We start from the raw sequence: 15,544 nt of genomic DNA on the forward strand, positions 1-15,544 counted from the left end.
AAAACTACTCATCAAGCAAGGTTTCAAAACCACCATAAATTAGACGCTTACCATCGAATGGCATGGGGTTAAGCTGCTCCTCACAGCTGGGGTCTTTCATAAAATTTGCCCAGCCTTGGTCGCGCACTTCTTTTGATGGCCAGCTGATCCAGGAAAACACCACGGTTTCGTCGTCTTTGCATTGCACCGCCATGGGGAAAGACGTGAGCTTGCCATCAGGCACATCGTTACCCCAGGTTTCGACCACACGCTCGGCACCATACTTTTTAAATAATTGCGCCGCCTTGGCTGCATGTTCACGGTATTCTTCGCGTTTTTCCGTAGGCACAGCACAGACGAAACCATCAACATAACTCATGTTTATTCTCCTTGATATTGCTCTGTAGATCCGCCTACTCTCTTGTGACTTATTCAAGCAGGCGCTTAATTTACTCCCTTTACAGTATGTATGATGCGCGACAAAACGCTGGAAAAGTTTCCTCCCGCGACCGCAAAAATGATAATTCTCTACAATAAATTCAACCCCTTGCATATACTCACTCTACGTATGTGCGCGATAGTTATGGTAATAAACTCGCTTTTGTTGTCTATCCTTAGTCTTAAGCAACTTAACTAAGCGATAGGGGCATTCCCTTCTGTGCAACACCCACTCTTTTTGCTCACTTTTTTTATCGGCACCTTTATTGGTTTTCGTTTTGTCCTGGCTTATTTACGGGTGAAAGACGAAGTGAATAAAAGAGCCGCGGCACTGACAATAAGTTTTTTAGCCATTCAACTCGCCTGCGGCTGGCTGAGCAACCTGCTCAATCTTGTCGAACCCACTACCCTTGTCGCCTCGGTGATCCTCTTTGCTTTTGTATTAAGAAAAGTGCTGATCCTGAAACTATGGCAACTTATCGTCATTCCCATAGTGGTCTCTATGATCTCCACCTTGTTTATGGCCATCACCTTTATGCTGGCCATTCGCTTATTTGGGCCCATCGGCGTCAATTGAAAGCCAACGCCTTGGAAAATATGATCCAGATCTTCTTTGCGTAAAATTTACACATATTTACGCTGAATGCTGTCGAAATTGACACAAATCTCACCCATACTGGATTTTAGTTTCGCTCAACCTGAGACTTAAATATGAATAATAAACTCTCGACACCCACTATAGTATTGCACTGGCTCACCGGCTTGTTGTTTATCGGCGTATTGGCCTTTGGCCTATATGTTGAGGAGCTGCCCAAGGGAGCTGAAAAATTTGAGCTGCTGGCACTACATAAATCCTTTGGTATCACCGTCTTATGTATTGCCTTTGTGCGCCTGCTATGGCGACTTAAAGAAGGTGAAATTTCCCATGTGGCACAACTGACCAAGATGCAGGAAATACTGGCTAAAAGCGTACACATGGTACTGCTGATAGGCACCTTGTTAATGCCCATTTCCGGGTTAATGATGAGCATAGGCGGCGGCCATGGCGCGGCCTTATTTGGTTTCGAGCTCTACCCCAAGAGTGAAAAAAACGAATGGATGGGCAATCTTGGACACGATATTCATGCCCCGGCGGCCTGGTTGCTGCTACTGGCCATCATCATCCACATTGCCGCAGCACTTAAACATCAGTTTATCGACAAAGACGGCACCTTAAGTCGCATGCTCGGCAAGAATAAGAACTAACAACAAAATATGGGGGCCTAGGCTCCCTTTTATCGCCCAAAAGAAAACACACAAATAATAGCTCCACCAGCAATATCTCTTTGTCCGCTAAGTTGTTATTTTGGCAAAGGACAATCTAGTCTTAGATAAGTAAATAACGATAAAGCAAACCTCTGTTTGCAAAACAATGATACTAAGGGGAAAAAATGGCAAGTTCGGTATTTGATGATGCAATAGCACGCTTAAAGCGCATAGGCACCCTCACCCAATGCTCCACTCAGGTGATAAACGCACTCAGTCACGCCAATGCCATGCTCCATGTTAATGTTGAGGTACGCATGGATGACGGCCATATTCATTACTTTCCCGGCTATCGTTGCCAGCACAATAATGTGCTCGGCCCGACCAAGGGCGGCATACGTTTTCACCCTCAGGTCAACGCTGATGAAGTGCAGGCTTTGGCGCTGTGGATGACGCTAAAGTGTGCCGTGGTCGGTATTCCCTTTGGCGGCGCCAAGGGCGGCGTCTGTGTCGACCCAAAAACCCTATCCCCCTTTGAGCTCGAACGTTTATCCCGCTCTTATGTGCGTGCCATGGCCGACTTTATCGGCCCCGAGCGCGATATTCCCGCCCCTGATGTTTATACCAATGCGCTGATCATGGGTTGGATGATGGATGAGTACGAGAAGATTACCCGGGTAAAAAACCCCGCTGTGATCACTGGCAAACCCATAGCTTTGGGCGGCAGTTTAGGTCGCGATGATGCCACCGGCCGCGGTGCGTATCTATGCATCAAGGAGCTGGAAAAGCGCGATAAACTTATCCCAGAAGAGACCCGTGTGGCGATACAGGGCTTTGGTAGCGGCGGCTACCATGTGGCACGTTTGCTCGCCAATGACGGCTATAAGGTGGTGGCGGTTAGCGATTCAAAAGGGGCTATTTATCTCCATCAAGGCCTGAATATAGACAGCGTTTATCGGCAAAAACAACAGCATAAGGAGCTACAAGCCGTTTATTGTGAAGGCTCAGTGTGTGAGGCTCAGGTCCATCAACACCTGAGTAACGCCGAGTTATTAACCTGTGATGTTGATATTCTTATTCCCGCCGCCCTAGATGGGGTGATCACAGCTGCCAACGCCGCCGCCATCCAAGCCCGTTACATAGTTGAGATTGCCAACGGCCCGGTAACCAGCGATGCCGATGCTATTTTAAAAGATAAAGGAGTGATAGTGGTCCCGGATATTCTCGCCAATGCTGGCGGCGTTACCGTTAGCTACTTTGAGTGGGTGCAAAATCGCAGTGGTTTGCGCTGGCAACGGGAAAAGGTCAGCCATGAGCTGGCTCAGATAATGCAGCGCGCTTTTAAACGCGCCAATGATTTGGTAGAGCAAAACGGCATGGACTTTCGCGATGCCGTCTATGCGGTGGCGCTAAAACACCTCAGTGAAGGCATAGAAGCACACGGTACGCCAGATTATTTCAATGGCGGTTGAACAAACATCTTGCTGGTGAGCTCAACTAAAGCATTGAGCTTTTCCTTATCGACCGGTGGCTGCCAGGTAAAAAGCTGATCCCAAAAGGCCAGCTCTTTGAGGCCACCGAAAAAAACCACAGCAGCGATATCCGGGGCAACATCTTTGAGCGCCCCCTTGCGGTGGGCTTCATCAAACCAATGGTTAATCCCCTGCTCGCAATGCTTAAAGCGTTCATCAAGCATCACGGCGCGGGTTTTCGAGCGCAGCGACTCAATCATAATAATGCGCGACAGGGTTAAGTAATCCTTATCCTGAGTCAGCTTCAGTGCAACATCAGCAAGTTTCTGTAATTGCTCTTTAATCGGTGTTTGGGTGCAAAAGGGATTATCTTTGAGCGGGCGAATACGCTCAATCAACAAGTCAACCACGCCATCAAAGAGCTGCTCCTTGTTGCTGTAATATTTATACAAGGTTCGCTTCGAAACCTTGGCCTTAGTGGCCACCGCTTCCATGGTCGTGCCTGCCAGCCCGCGCTGGGCAAACAAGGCAATGGCCGCGCCGATCACCGCTTGCTGTTTTGTGCTACTCATGTGCTGCCCCTTATTTAACGTCCGGCAGTATAACTAAACTGCACTAAGAAGATAGCAGGTAAACGAAAAAGTATACCTAAATTAAAAAAATGTATACACTTTCGTTTACTTGGTGACCACTGGGTTACATAAATTACATTTTGCAAAGTGAAATCATCTACACTGAGATTGACACTCACCTTGCTGCTGGTGCTTCGATTGCTCCCGCGAATAACCTATAAATGCCAGGTACAGCGCCCCGATGGCGCGTAAATATCATTTAATTTGCACAGGGAAACGCTCGTCTTATGCTATCTAATCTCGTTAATTCTTTTCCTCGCGCTGCGTCTTTGACGCTCACCGCCAGCTTATTGTTAAGCGCCTGTGAGCAAGGGGCACCACAACAACAGCAGGCCATGCCGCCGGCACAGGTTGAAGTGCAATCCGCCACCCCCATAGATGCGCCCTTTGTGATCTCGCTGCCTGCCACTGTATCTGGCTCTAAAGAGGTTGAAATTCGCGCCCGCGTCAGTGGCGTGCTTGAGTCGCGCAACTTCTCCGAAGGGCAAAAGGTCAGCGCCGGTCAATCACTTTTCACCATAGACCTGGCGCCCTATCAGCTCGCCTATGAGCAGGCTTTAGCCGCTTTAGATGCCGCCAAAACTCGCCTGGAGCAGGCGCAAAGAGAAAGTAAACGTCTGGCCAAACTGCATGAAGATAAATCTGTATCTCAACGCGACTACGACAATGCCCGCTCCAGTGTCGATATCGCCAAAGCAGAACTGAGCGCCAGCGAAGTGCAGCTGCGCGAGGCTAAACTGAATCTGGACTATGCCCAGGTGAAGGCGCCGGTGAACGGTATCATGGGACGTGAGCAGGTCTCCGAGGGCACCTATGTGTCCGGCCCGGAAGTCCTGCTGACGCAGATCACCGCACTGGATCCGGTGCGAGTGCGCTTTGGCTTATCCGAGCGCGAACAACTGATGATGCGCCAGGCACAAAAACGCGGTGAGCTGACACTGCCCACCGATGGTCAGTGGCAAACCCAGTTAAGATTACAAGACGACAGCCTGTATGAGCATATGGGCGCGGTAAACTTTACCGATGTGCGTATCAATGCCAATACCGGCACCTCGGAATTTCAGGCCATAGTCGCGAACCCGGACTTTAGCCTGCGCCCGGGCCAGTTTGTGCAGGTTGAACTTATCGGTGCCGAGCGTAAAGGTACCTTCGCCGTGCCGCAAAAGGCGGTGCTCGATAATGGCACAGGCAAATTTGTTTACCTGGCCGCGACCAATGAGCAAGGCGTCACCATAGCCCGCCCGGCTCCTGTTAAGGTGGGCGAATGGTATCGTCATCAAAATGGCGACAAGGTGGAAAACCTCTGGATTATCCGCAGTGGCCTGAACACAGGCGATAAGGTAATTGTCGAGGGCATGGCCCGTATCTTCTTCCCAGGTATGCCGGTTAACGTCATCAACGAGCAAGGATAAGGACATGTTGTTTTCTCGATACTTTATCGACAGGCCTATCTTCGCCTTTGTGATCTCTATCGTTATCGTGCTTGCGGGTTTAGCCGCCATGCGCGCCCTGCCCGTGGCCCAATACCCGGAGATTGCCCCTCCCGTGGTGCAGGTCACTGCCAGCTATCCCGGCGCCGCCGCTGAGGTACTGGAGCAAACCGTGGCCGCACCCATAGAAAATGCCATTACCGGCGTTGAGGGCATGATGTATATGTCATCAACCTCCACCAGCGCTGGCACCACTACCATAGAAGTGACCTTTGAAATCGGCACAGATGCCGATCAGGCCGCAGTAGACGTAAATAACCGCGTTAAACAGGTGGAAGCGCGTCTGCCCGAGGAAACCCGACGTCAGGGCGTGGTGGTACAAAAAGGCTCATCGAGCTTTTTACAGGTACATGCCTTTTACTCCCCGGACGACAGCCGCTCGGCGCTGTGGACCTCAAACTATGTAACCTTGAATATACTGGATCGCATCAAGCGCATCCCCGGCACCACCAATGTGCAAATATTCGGTGCCAAAGACTATGCCATGCGCATCTGGTTACGCCCGGATCTAATGAGCCAACTTGGGGTGACGGTCAATGAAATCACCACCGCCATTCGTGAGCAAAACTCTCAGTATGCCGCCGGTAATATTGGCGCCACGCCAACCCATGCCACGGCGCAGTCTCTGGTCTACAGCGTTACCGCTCGTGGCCGTATGTCCGAGCCAAAAGAGTTTGAAAACATTATCTTACGCGCCAATGCCGATGGCAGCTCGCTGCGCTTAAAAGACGTAGCCCGGGTTGAGCTCGGCGCCAAGGACTATAACTTTGAGGGCAGTTTTAACGGCAAAGAAGCCGTATTGATGGGTATTTTCCTGCAGCCCGGTGCCAATGCCCTGGAGGTAGCCAAGGAAGTGGGCGCCGTGATGGATGAATTTAAGCCCCAATTCCCGGCGGGTCTTGAACATGTGGTTTCCTACGACACCACCCGCTTTGTTGAAGTGTCCATCCGCGAGGTATTAAAAACCCTGGTTGAAGCCATGATCTTGGTGTTCCTGGTGGTATATCTGTTCTTACAGAACTGGCGCGCAACGCTTATCCCTACCTTGGCGGTGCCCGTCTCCTTGCTTGGCACCTTCGCCGGCATGTATATGCTGGGCTACTCCATCAATACCCTGACCCTGTTTGGCATGGTGCTGTCTATCGGTATCGTCGTCGATGATGCCATCGTAGTGCTGGAAAACGTCGAGCGCATTATGCACGAAGAGCATGTTAACGCTCGGGATGCGGCCATTAAAGCCATGGGCGAGGTGTCCGGCCCCGTGGTGGCTATAGTCCTAGTGCTGTGCTCTGTGTTTGTACCCATCGCCTTTTTGGGCGGCCTCACCGGCGAGCTGTTCCGCCAGTTTGCCATTACCATCTCCATTGCCGTGAGCCTCTCAGGTGTGGTTGCCTTGACCATGACGCCAGCGCTGTGTGTGCTAATTCTTAAACATGAGCACAAGCAAACGGCGCGCTTCTTCGTCTGGTTCAATAACTTCTTCAGTGCCATCACCCATAAATACGTGGGTGCGGTGGGCTTTATGGTACGCCGTGGCCTGCTAGGTTTAGTGCTTATGGTGGCCATGGTCAGTGCCACTATCGGCATCTGGCAAAAAACCCCAGGCTCACTGGTACCCGATGAAGATCAGGGTTTCTACATAGTCGCGGTATTTTTACCCGATGGCGCCTCGTTAGAGCGAACCTCAGCCGTGGTCGATGAGGTGATAGCCGCGGTGCAATCAAACCCGGCCAACGAAAACGTTGCCGCCTTTACCGGCTTTGACTTTATCGGCGGTGGCTTTAAAAACAATGCCGCCACCATGTTCGTCACTCAGACCCATTGGGATGAACGTGAAGTGGATACCAAGGCTCTGGTCGGCGAGCTTTTTGGTAAAACCGCCCATATTAACGAGGCCCTGGTGCTGGCATTTAATCCACCGGCTATCTTCGGTTTAGGAAGCACGGGCGGCTTTGAGTTTTATATTCAAAATAAAGGAGCCGGCGGCGCCGAAAAACTGCAACAGGCCATGCAGCTGGTGATGAGTGAGGCGCAAAAAAGCCCCATAGTCGGCGGCGTACAAACCCTGTGGCGCCCGGATGCACCGCAATTAAAGGTGGATATTGACCGCGAGCAGGCCCGTGCCATGGGCGTTAATATCAACGAGGCCTTTAATACCCTGGCTGGTACGCTCGGCACTTACTATGTGAATGACTTCAACAAGTTTGGCCGCGCCTGGCAGGTGTTGATGTCGGCGGAAGCCCAATATCGTATGCAGCCTCAGGACATAGGCCGTATTTACGTTAAAAGCAGCTCGGGTGAGATGGTGCCCATGTCCGCCTTTACCACCATGGAGTTTAGTCGTGGCCCTGATAGCCTGAGCCGTTACAATAACCTGCCAGCGGTCAAGCTGCTGGGCGAGGCAGCGCCGGGATACAGCTCGGGTCAGGCCATCGCTGAAATCGAGCGTATCGCCGCCCAGGTTTTACCTGCAGATATGAGCTATGACTGGACCGGCACCGCCTTCCAGGAGAAGCGCAGCTCGGGTACAACCGGATTGGCACTGGGCCTGGCGGTGATCATGGTGTTTTTGATCCTCGCGGCGCTGTATGAGCGCTGGTCTTTGCCCTTGTCCGTGATGCTGGCCCTGCCCTTTGGCACCTTTGGTGCGCTTATTTCCATTTGGATAGCGGGTCTGACCAATGATGTTTACTTCCAGATAGGTCTGGTTACCTTGCTCGGTCTGGCCGGTAAAAATGCCATCTTGATTGTCGAATATGCCCTGTTGAAACATCAACAAGGCTGGAGCGCCGCCGCAGCAGCACTTGAGGCCGCACGCCTGCGTTTTCGCCCCATTATTATGACCTCCATGGCCTTTATCCTTGGCGTTGTGCCCTTGGTGCTCAGCTCCGGCGCAGGTGCAGGTGCCCGTCACAGTGTGGGTACCGGGGTCATGGGCGGCATGATGGCGGCCACCTTCCTGGCGGTATTCTTTGTGCCCCTGTTCTTCTACTGGCTGACTCAACGTCGCCTGAGGGAGCGTCGCTCTCGTCAGGAGCTGGCGGATGAAATTGCCAATCAGCATAAGAAGGAGCATGTGGATACCAAGGAAGGCTTGGTTTAAGCAACTCATAAAAAGGCGCCAATGGCGCCTTTTCTCAGAGACCACACAAATCTCGCTTTTAAATTTCCCGAATGCTCGCTACTATTGGAAAATCAGCGTGTTAAGAGATATGTATGGCTACCAGTAAAGACGAGTTGTTTGCCGAATTTTTTCAGGTGCAAGAAAGCATCGATGTGGTGGTAGAAACCATATCATCGGCGCAGCTGCCTAGCGACCTCGAGTCACTTGAGCGCGATATTCCGCCGCTGTTTCGCTTGGCCAATGAGGCCAACACCTTAGAGCAAAGCGCCCTTCGCCCCTTGCGTTTACTGGGCGAAACCGCCAGTGAACTGGCTCAATACTTATCCTTACAATCGCGCAAAATCGATCTTATTCTCAGTCATATTCTGATGCAGGAAAATGCCGACCATCCCAGTGAGCGCGCCCACAGCTATGGCGGCTCTGGCTTTACCCTGTGGCGTGAGTCTGCCTTTGAGTACGGCCAACGCTTACGTTGTAAACTGTTTTTAGAGCATGAAGCAGCGGCCATTTATTGTTATGCCGAGGTAATAGACGCAAGCGCCAGCGACCAGGGCTTTATGCACCAAGTCCTGTTTACGCTTATTCGCGAGCAAGACAGAGAGCTGCTGGTAAGAGCCAGTTTGCACGCACAGACCCGACAGCTCAAAAAGCGTCATCAGCAACAGCACTAAGTGCCTTGGGGCAACTTAGTCACAGGCGGCAAAAATTGCCGTCAATCCGCCTTCAATGCAGGATATTTAGCTGACATTCAATCTATTAATGCTAAACTAGCGGCTTGTTTTTCAGTGATTGACAGCAATGACCTTTAGATTACTTCCCGAGTGGCATCCACAGGATGCGGTAATGCTCACCTGGCCCCATCAAGACACTGACTGGGCGGCCAACCTATCTGCCGTTGAGCAGGTTTATCTTGAATTAAGCAAGCATATCAGCGCGCGCCAACGCCTGCTGATCGTCGCCGACAACGCCGAACTTAAAGCGCAGATCCGCAGCAAGCTGGTTGAGCAAAATATTGACCTGACTCAGGTATGCTTTGTTGATGCGCCCTGTAACGACACTTGGGCAAGGGATCATGGCCCGCTGACTCTCAGCGACGGACAAGAGCTTAAGGCCATAGATTGCCAATTCACCGCCTGGGGCGGCAAGTATGAAGCCGACAAAGACAATGCCATCAATGGCCAGTTGTTTGCACAGGCGCTCAATCAAGGCGTGCGCACAGAGCAGAGCGACTTTATCCTCGAAGGTGGCGCCATTGAAATTAACGAGCACGGCGTACTGCTAAGCACACGCGCCTGCGTACACAATAAAAACCGCAATGCCAGTATGAGCGCAGAGCAAATCGATGCGGCATTGGCCGAGTTGCTTGGCGCCAACAAGATTCTTTGGCTCGTTCACGGCTATTTGGCCGGGGATGATACCGACTCTCATATCGATACCCTGGTACGTTTTGCTCCTAACAACACCTTGGTGTATGTGCGCTGCGATGACCCGCAGGATGAGCACTATGACGAGCTTGGCAAAATGGCCGAAGAGCTGGTGGCGCTGCGTGGTCTTAATGACGAGGCCTATGAGCTGATCGCACTACCTTGGCCTAAGGCCGTGTACAACAGCGAAGGAGATCGTCTCCCTGCCACCTACGCCAACTACCTTATTATTAATGATGCTGTCTTGGTGCCGACCTACAATGACAGCCATGATCAGGTGGCAATGGCACAAATAGCCAAGGCTTATCCGGGACGTGAAGTAATTGGCGTGGACTGCTGCGCCCTGATTGAACAATTTGGCAGCCTGCACTGTATTACCATGCAGTTGCCCCATGGTTTTTTGGAGAATAAATAATGTCCTCTTCGAACTTAGCCGTTGCACCTTTAGCTGTGGCATTAATACAGCAGCAAAACACCGCAGACCGCAACTTTAATCTCAACAATTCCATCGCCGGCATACGCGAAGCCGCCGCCAATGGCGCCAAGTTGGTAGTGCTGCAAGAGCTGCACACCGGCCTATATTTTTGCCAAAGCGAAGACGTAAACCAGTTTGACCTGGCCGAAACCATTCCTGGTCCAAGTACGGATACCCTGGGCGCACTGGCCAAAGAGCTGAATATAGTTATAGTTGCCTCCTTGTTCGAGCGCCGCGCCGCTGGTCTTTACCACAATACCGCCGTGGTACTTGAGTGTGACGGCAGCATCGCTGGTAAATATCGCAAGATGCACATCCCTGACGACCCAGGTTTTTACGAAAAGTTTTACTTTACCCCGGGCGATCTGGGTTTCGAGCCCATTAAAACCTCGGTAGGCACCTTGGGTGTACTGGTATGCTGGGATCAGTGGTTCCCTGAAGCGGCACGTCTAATGGCCACCAAGGGCGCAGAAATTCTGATTTACCCGACCGCTATCGGCTGGGATCCTAACGACGATACCGATGAGCAAAAGCGTCAGCAAGATGCCTGGGTCATTTCGCAACGTGCCCATGCGGTCGCCAATGGCGTGTATGTGATAAGTGCCAACCGCACAGGTTTTGAAGCGGATCCCACGGGCCACAGTGCCGGTATCCAATTCTGGGGGCACTCTTTTATCGCCGGACCTCAGGGTGAGTTTTTGGCCACCGCCAGCGATGACAAGGCCGAAGTATTAAACGCCAACTTAGATCTTGCCCGCGGCGAGAATGTACGCCGTATCTGGCCTTATCTACGTGACCGCCGTATCGATCATTACGGCGACCTAACCAAACTTTATCGCGACTAAAACGGAGATTTCCATGCAGTTAGCGCAGTTCATCGAATTGCCTTGGGTAAAAACGCAACAAGATAAAATCAAATGGGGTCAGTTAAGCGGCAGCGCTCTGACCCTGAGTGTCGGCGAAGCGGTAAAGCAGCACCCGCAACTGGTGGTGCTAGTCACCCCGGATACACCCACGGCATTGAAACTTGAGCACGAACTTCATGCGCTACTGCCTCGCGAGCAGGTCATGGTGTTTCCCGACTGGGAAACCCTGCCCTATGATCACTTTTCGCCGCATCAGGATATCGTCTCCACCCGCCTAAGCACCTTGAGCCGCTTGCGCGACTCACATCAGGGTGTGCTCATTGTGCCGGTATCGACCCTGATGCTGCGCTCATCGCCGAAACAATTTATCTATGGCAATGCCATCGTCTATCACGTTGGTGACACCCTTAATATCGACAAGCTGCGCAAACAGCTGGACGATGCCGGCTATATAAACACCCAACAGGTGATGGCGCACGGCGAATACGCGGTGCGCGGCTCGGTTGTTGACCTCTTTGCCATGGGCCAAAATGCGCCGGTGCGCTTTGATTTATTTGATGATGAAATCGACAGCATGAGTCATTTCGATGTCGATACCCAGCGCTCCAGCGAGCAAATCAAGGCCATCAACCTGCTCCCAGCCCATGAGTTTGGCACCACGGACGCGGATATAGAACGTTTTCGTATTCAATACCGCGAAGCCTTTGGCGCCAGTGCCGAGCAAGACTCTGTGTATATGCAGGTCTCCAAAGGTGCGTTACCACCTGGGATAGAATATTATTTGCCGCTGTTTTTTGAGCAGTTGGACACCTTATTCGATTACCTGCCCGAGCAGGCCGTGTTTATGCATATGGGCGATATTCAGCACGGTGCCGAGCGTTTCTTAGCGGATGTCCACAGCCGTTATACCAGTCGCAAGGTTGACCCGCTGCGTCCCTTGCTAGAACCGCAGCGTTTGTATCTGCCCCTTGAAGAGCTCAATAGCCGCTTTAAACAGTATCCACGTATCGAGCTCTCCCAAGCCAGTCTGCCACTGCGCGCCGGGCATTTTAACCTGGGTACCGAGCCCTTGCCCGAGGTGCGCATCGACCATGCAAAGCAGCCTCCCTTTGGCGCGTTTTTGGACTATGCCCTGGCAGAGAAACAAAACAAGGGCCGCATCGTTTTAAGTGTGGAGTCCGATGGCCGCCGCGAAGCACTCTTGACCCTGCTAAAACCGAGCGGATTAAAAATCACACCTTGTGACAACCTCGATGCGGCGCTGGCAAGCGATGCGGATATCAGTCTGATCGTCGCGCCCTTTGAACAAAGCGTAGTACTAAATCAAAACGGCCGTGTCAGCCTTATTACCGAGCAGGAATTACTGGGTATTCGCGTCTCCCAACGACGTCGCCGTAAGCATAAACACCAAGTCAGCAGTGATGCCCTTATTCGCAACCTGGCCGAGCTCGAAGAAGGCCAGCCCATAGTCCATCTCGACCATGGTGTCGGCCGCTACATTGGCCTGGAAACCCTGGATGCAGCGGGCGTGGCCACCGAGTTTGTGACCATAATGTATGCCAACGACGCCAAGCTTTACGTCCCTGTGGCGGCCTTGCATATGCTTAGCCGCTACTCCGGCGGTGAAGAAGCCAGCGCGCCGTTACATAAACTCGGCTCCGATGCCTGGGAAAAAGCCAAAAAACGCGCCGCCGAGAAAGTCCGCGATGTGGCCGCCGAATTACTTGATATCTATGCCAAGCGACAGGCCAAGCCCGGCTATCAATTCGCTCTCGATGAGGCCGGCTATCGTCAGTTCAGCGACAACTTTGTCTTTGAAGAAACCGAAGATCAGCAAAATGCCATCACCGCCGTGCTTGAAGATATGCGCAGCAAAAACGCCATGGACCGTCTAGTGTGCGGTGATGTAGGTTTTGGTAAAACCGAAGTCGCCATGCGCGCCGCCTATGTTGCTGTGGCCGATGGTAAACAGGTGGCGGTGCTGGTGCCCACTACCTTGTTGGCGCAGCAGCACTTTGAAAACTTCCGCGACCGCTTTGCCGACTTTCCGGTGACGGTGGATATCCTCTCGCGCTTTAAATCCACCAAGGAGCAAAACGCGACCCTGACTAAAATTAAAGAAGGCCAGGTGGATATAGTTATCGGCACCCATAAGCTATTGCAGGAAAACATCGAGTTTGCCGATTTAGGCCTTTTAGTGGTGGACGAAGAGCACCGCTTTGGCGTACGTCAGAAAGAGAAGATCAAAGCACTGCGCGCCGATGTGGATATTCTCACCCTGACCGCAACGCCCATTCCAAGAACCCTGAATATGGCCATGAGCGGCATGCGCGACTTATCCATTATCGCCACCCCGCCAGCAAAGCGTTTGGCGGTCAAAACCTTTGTTCGTCAGCGCGACGATGAAATGATCCGCGAAGCCATTTTGCGGGAAATTAAGCGCGGTGGTCAGGTTTACTTCCTGCACAATAATGTTGAAACCATAGAGCGCACCGCCGAAGATATCCGCGCTATCGTTCCCGAAGCAACGGTGGCCGTAGCTCACGGACAAATGCGTGAGCGCGAGCTGGAATCCCTGATGAGCGATTTCTATCATCAGCGCTTCAACGTGGTGGTCTGTACCACCATAATCGAAACCGGTATAGATATTCCCAGCGCCAACACCATAATTATGGACAGGGCCGACCGCCTTGGTCTGGCGCAGCTGCATCAGTTACGAGGCCGTGTTGGCCGCAGCCATCATCAAGCCTACGCCTATTTGTTGACGCCGCCGCCCAAAGCCATGTCTAAAGATGCGCAAAAGCGTCTTGAGGCCATCGCCTCGCTGGAAGACCTGGGCGCCGGCTTTACCCTGGCCACCCATGATTTGGAAATCCGTGGCGCCGGTGAACTCCTTGGCGATGAGCAAAGTGGGCAAATTCAAACTATCGGCTTTAGCATGTATATGGAGATGCTGGAGCAGGCCGTTGAAGCGCTTAAAAATGGCCAGGAGCCCACCTTGGACAAGCTGCTCAAATCCCACACAGAAGTGGATTTAAAGCTGCCCGCCCTGCTGCCGAATGATTACATAGGCGATGTAAATCTGCGTTTGGGCCTTTATAAGCGCATCGCCAGCGCCGGTGATACGGAAACTCTGGACGAGCTTAAGGTGGAGCTTATCGACCGCTTTGGTCTGCTGCCCGATGCCACAAAGAACTTATTCTCCCTACAGGAGCTAAAACAACGAGCCGGTGCAATAGGTATAACCAAGGTTGAAGCTAACCCTAAAGGTGGTTACTTTGAATTTAGCCAGCAAACCAAGGTCAGCCCGGGCTTTATTATTGGTTTAATTCAAGCGGATCCAAAACACTATAGAATGGAAGGCGCGAATCGGCTACGCTTTATGATCAGTGAAGCCAACGCCAAAGAGCGACTTAAATTAATTACGGCAATGATCAGTGAATTTGAAGCCAAGGTAGGAAATTAATGATAAGAAAAATGTTAGTGATATTGGCGGCTATGCTCAGTGCCCCAAGTTATGCGGACGGTCGTTGGTTTGAAATCGAAGTGCTGGTTTTTGAACAGGGCCAGACTGGCAGCACAGAAACCTTGCGTAATGAAGAGCTCGATTTAAGCCAATATCAATACGATATCGACCTGCTGACCCCGGCTTACTTGCAAACTCTCAACGACCAATGTACCAAGGGCGAGCTCAACCCACCCGAGCGTACAACGGATGTATTTGCAGACACAGTACAAACTCAAGGCAACTACTGTGACTATCAAGGCGACGACCTGGTAAATCTGCAGCGCTTGCCCAAGTACCCCATTGCCGAAGCGCAAAACCATACCGCCAGCCCTTATGTGTTGGCACCGGAGCAACTGCAATTTAATGAGCAGCGCCAGTCCCTCAGCCTTAAAGGCAAACAGGTACTGTTACACACAGGTTGGCGTTTCGCCGGGCAATCTAAGCGCGCGGCACCACGTTTTCGTCTTTTCGGCGGCGAGCAGGTGGCCACCATGAGTAAGCTTGCCGAGCAGCAGCTGGAAGAGAGCCTATTATTATCGCCAAGCCCCCATTATGAGCCGCAGTGGCAACTGGACGGTTTTTTAAAGGTGCACCTGAATCATTATCTATATATCACCTCTAACCTGGTAACACGCGCTATTGGCGATACCGATACCTCGGTCAGCGGTGAGTTTTCACAATTTCGCCGCGTGATTTCCGGCGAGATCCATTATTTCGATCACCCGCAAATTGGCATGCTGGTGCAAATTAGACGTTTTAATCATTAGGGTCTGTTTATCTTTGCGGTTTACTTTATGTTCAATCTAAACGCATTCTGATGAATATAATCACTGATTTATGTGGTCAAATTCATCCATGAAGCTTGGTTACATCGCGCATCCATGCGCTCAC

At 51.8% G+C, this 15,544-nt stretch carries 12 protein-coding genes; 10 read left to right on the forward strand and 2 right to left on the reverse strand.

Features of this window, described 5'->3' with window-relative positions; genetic code table 11:
• Window positions 1-4: 4 nt before the first annotated feature.
• Window positions 5-358 (reverse strand): DUF1428 domain-containing protein, encoded by a 354-nt coding sequence (locus WCN91_RS07605; protein WP_342677821.1) that lies wholly within the window; start codon window positions 356-358, stop codon window positions 5-7.
• Window positions 359-637: 279 nt separating this feature from the next.
• Here WCN91_RS07605 and WCN91_RS07610 point away from each other — a divergent pair, with 279 nt between their 5' ends.
• The 3 genes from WCN91_RS07610 (at window position 638) to WCN91_RS07620 (ending at window position 3,134) form a co-directional block, all read left to right on the forward strand.
• Window positions 638-994 carry a hypothetical protein gene (locus tag WCN91_RS07610; RefSeq protein WP_342677823.1) on the forward strand — a complete coding sequence of 119 codons (357 nt, stop codon included), beginning with the start codon at window positions 638-640 and terminating at the stop codon, window positions 992-994.
• Window positions 995-1,128: 134 nt separating this feature from the next.
• Window positions 1,129-1,662, forward strand: a complete 534-nt coding sequence (locus tag WCN91_RS07615) for a cytochrome b (RefSeq protein WP_342677825.1) — start codon at window positions 1,129-1,131, stop codon at window positions 1,660-1,662.
• Window positions 1,663-1,847: 185 nt separating this feature from the next.
• On the forward strand, window positions 1,848-3,134 hold the full coding sequence (locus WCN91_RS07620; RefSeq protein ID WP_342677827.1) for a Glu/Leu/Phe/Val family dehydrogenase: 1,287 nt from the start codon (window positions 1,848-1,850) through the stop codon (window positions 3,132-3,134).
• Here the strand turns inward: WCN91_RS07620 and WCN91_RS07625 are convergent.
• Window positions 3,116-3,706, reverse strand: coding sequence for a TetR/AcrR family transcriptional regulator (locus WCN91_RS07625; protein WP_342677829.1), 591 nt, complete (start codon window positions 3,704-3,706; stop codon window positions 3,116-3,118). The genes WCN91_RS07620 and WCN91_RS07625 overlap by 19 nt on opposite strands.
• Window positions 3,707-3,993: 287 nt before the next feature.
• Here WCN91_RS07625 and WCN91_RS07630 point away from each other — a divergent pair, with 287 nt between their 5' ends.
• The 7 genes from WCN91_RS07630 to WCN91_RS07660 all read left to right on the forward strand — a co-directional run bounded on the left by WCN91_RS07630 (window position 3,994) and on the right by WCN91_RS07660 (window position 15,420).
• Window positions 3,994-5,178, forward strand: a complete 1,185-nt coding sequence (locus tag WCN91_RS07630; RefSeq protein ID WP_342677831.1) for an efflux RND transporter periplasmic adaptor subunit — start codon at window positions 3,994-3,996, stop codon at window positions 5,176-5,178.
• A 7-nt stretch (window positions 5,179-5,185) separates the two neighbouring features.
• The gene (locus WCN91_RS07635) at window positions 5,186-8,359 is read left to right on the forward strand and encodes an efflux RND transporter permease subunit (protein WP_342677845.1); all 3,174 of its coding nucleotides are present in this window, start codon (window positions 5,186-5,188) and stop codon (window positions 8,357-8,359) included.
• Window positions 8,360-8,472: 113 nt separating this feature from the next.
• A complete protein-coding gene (locus tag WCN91_RS07640) occupies window positions 8,473-9,051 on the forward strand; it encodes a PilZ domain-containing protein (RefSeq protein WP_342677833.1) in 579 nt (192 codons plus the stop codon).
• Between the two features lie 127 nt (window positions 9,052-9,178).
• Window positions 9,179-10,219, forward strand: coding sequence for an agmatine deiminase family protein (locus WCN91_RS07645; RefSeq protein WP_342677834.1), 1,041 nt, complete (start codon window positions 9,179-9,181; stop codon window positions 10,217-10,219).
• Window positions 10,219-11,124: a carbon-nitrogen hydrolase gene (locus tag WCN91_RS07650; protein ID WP_342677835.1), complete on the forward strand. Its 906-nt coding sequence runs from the start codon at window positions 10,219-10,221 to the stop codon at window positions 11,122-11,124. Before WCN91_RS07645 ends, WCN91_RS07650 begins: the two co-directional genes overlap by 1 nt.
• 13 nt (window positions 11,125-11,137) lie before the next feature.
• Window positions 11,138-14,611 carry a transcription-repair coupling factor gene (gene mfd, locus WCN91_RS07655; protein ID WP_342677836.1) on the forward strand — a complete coding sequence of 1,158 codons (3,474 nt, stop codon included), beginning with the start codon at window positions 11,138-11,140 and terminating at the stop codon, window positions 14,609-14,611.
• Window positions 14,611-15,420, forward strand: a complete 810-nt coding sequence (locus tag WCN91_RS07660) for a CsiV family protein (protein WP_342677837.1) — start codon at window positions 14,611-14,613, stop codon at window positions 15,418-15,420. Before mfd ends, WCN91_RS07660 begins: the two co-directional genes overlap by 1 nt.
• Window positions 15,421-15,544: the final 124 nt, after the last annotated feature.

Origin of the sequence: Pseudoalteromonas qingdaonensis (assembly GCF_038739665.1) — a bacterium.
GTDB classification, from domain to species: Bacteria; Pseudomonadota; Gammaproteobacteria; order Enterobacterales; family Alteromonadaceae; genus Pseudoalteromonas; species Pseudoalteromonas qingdaonensis.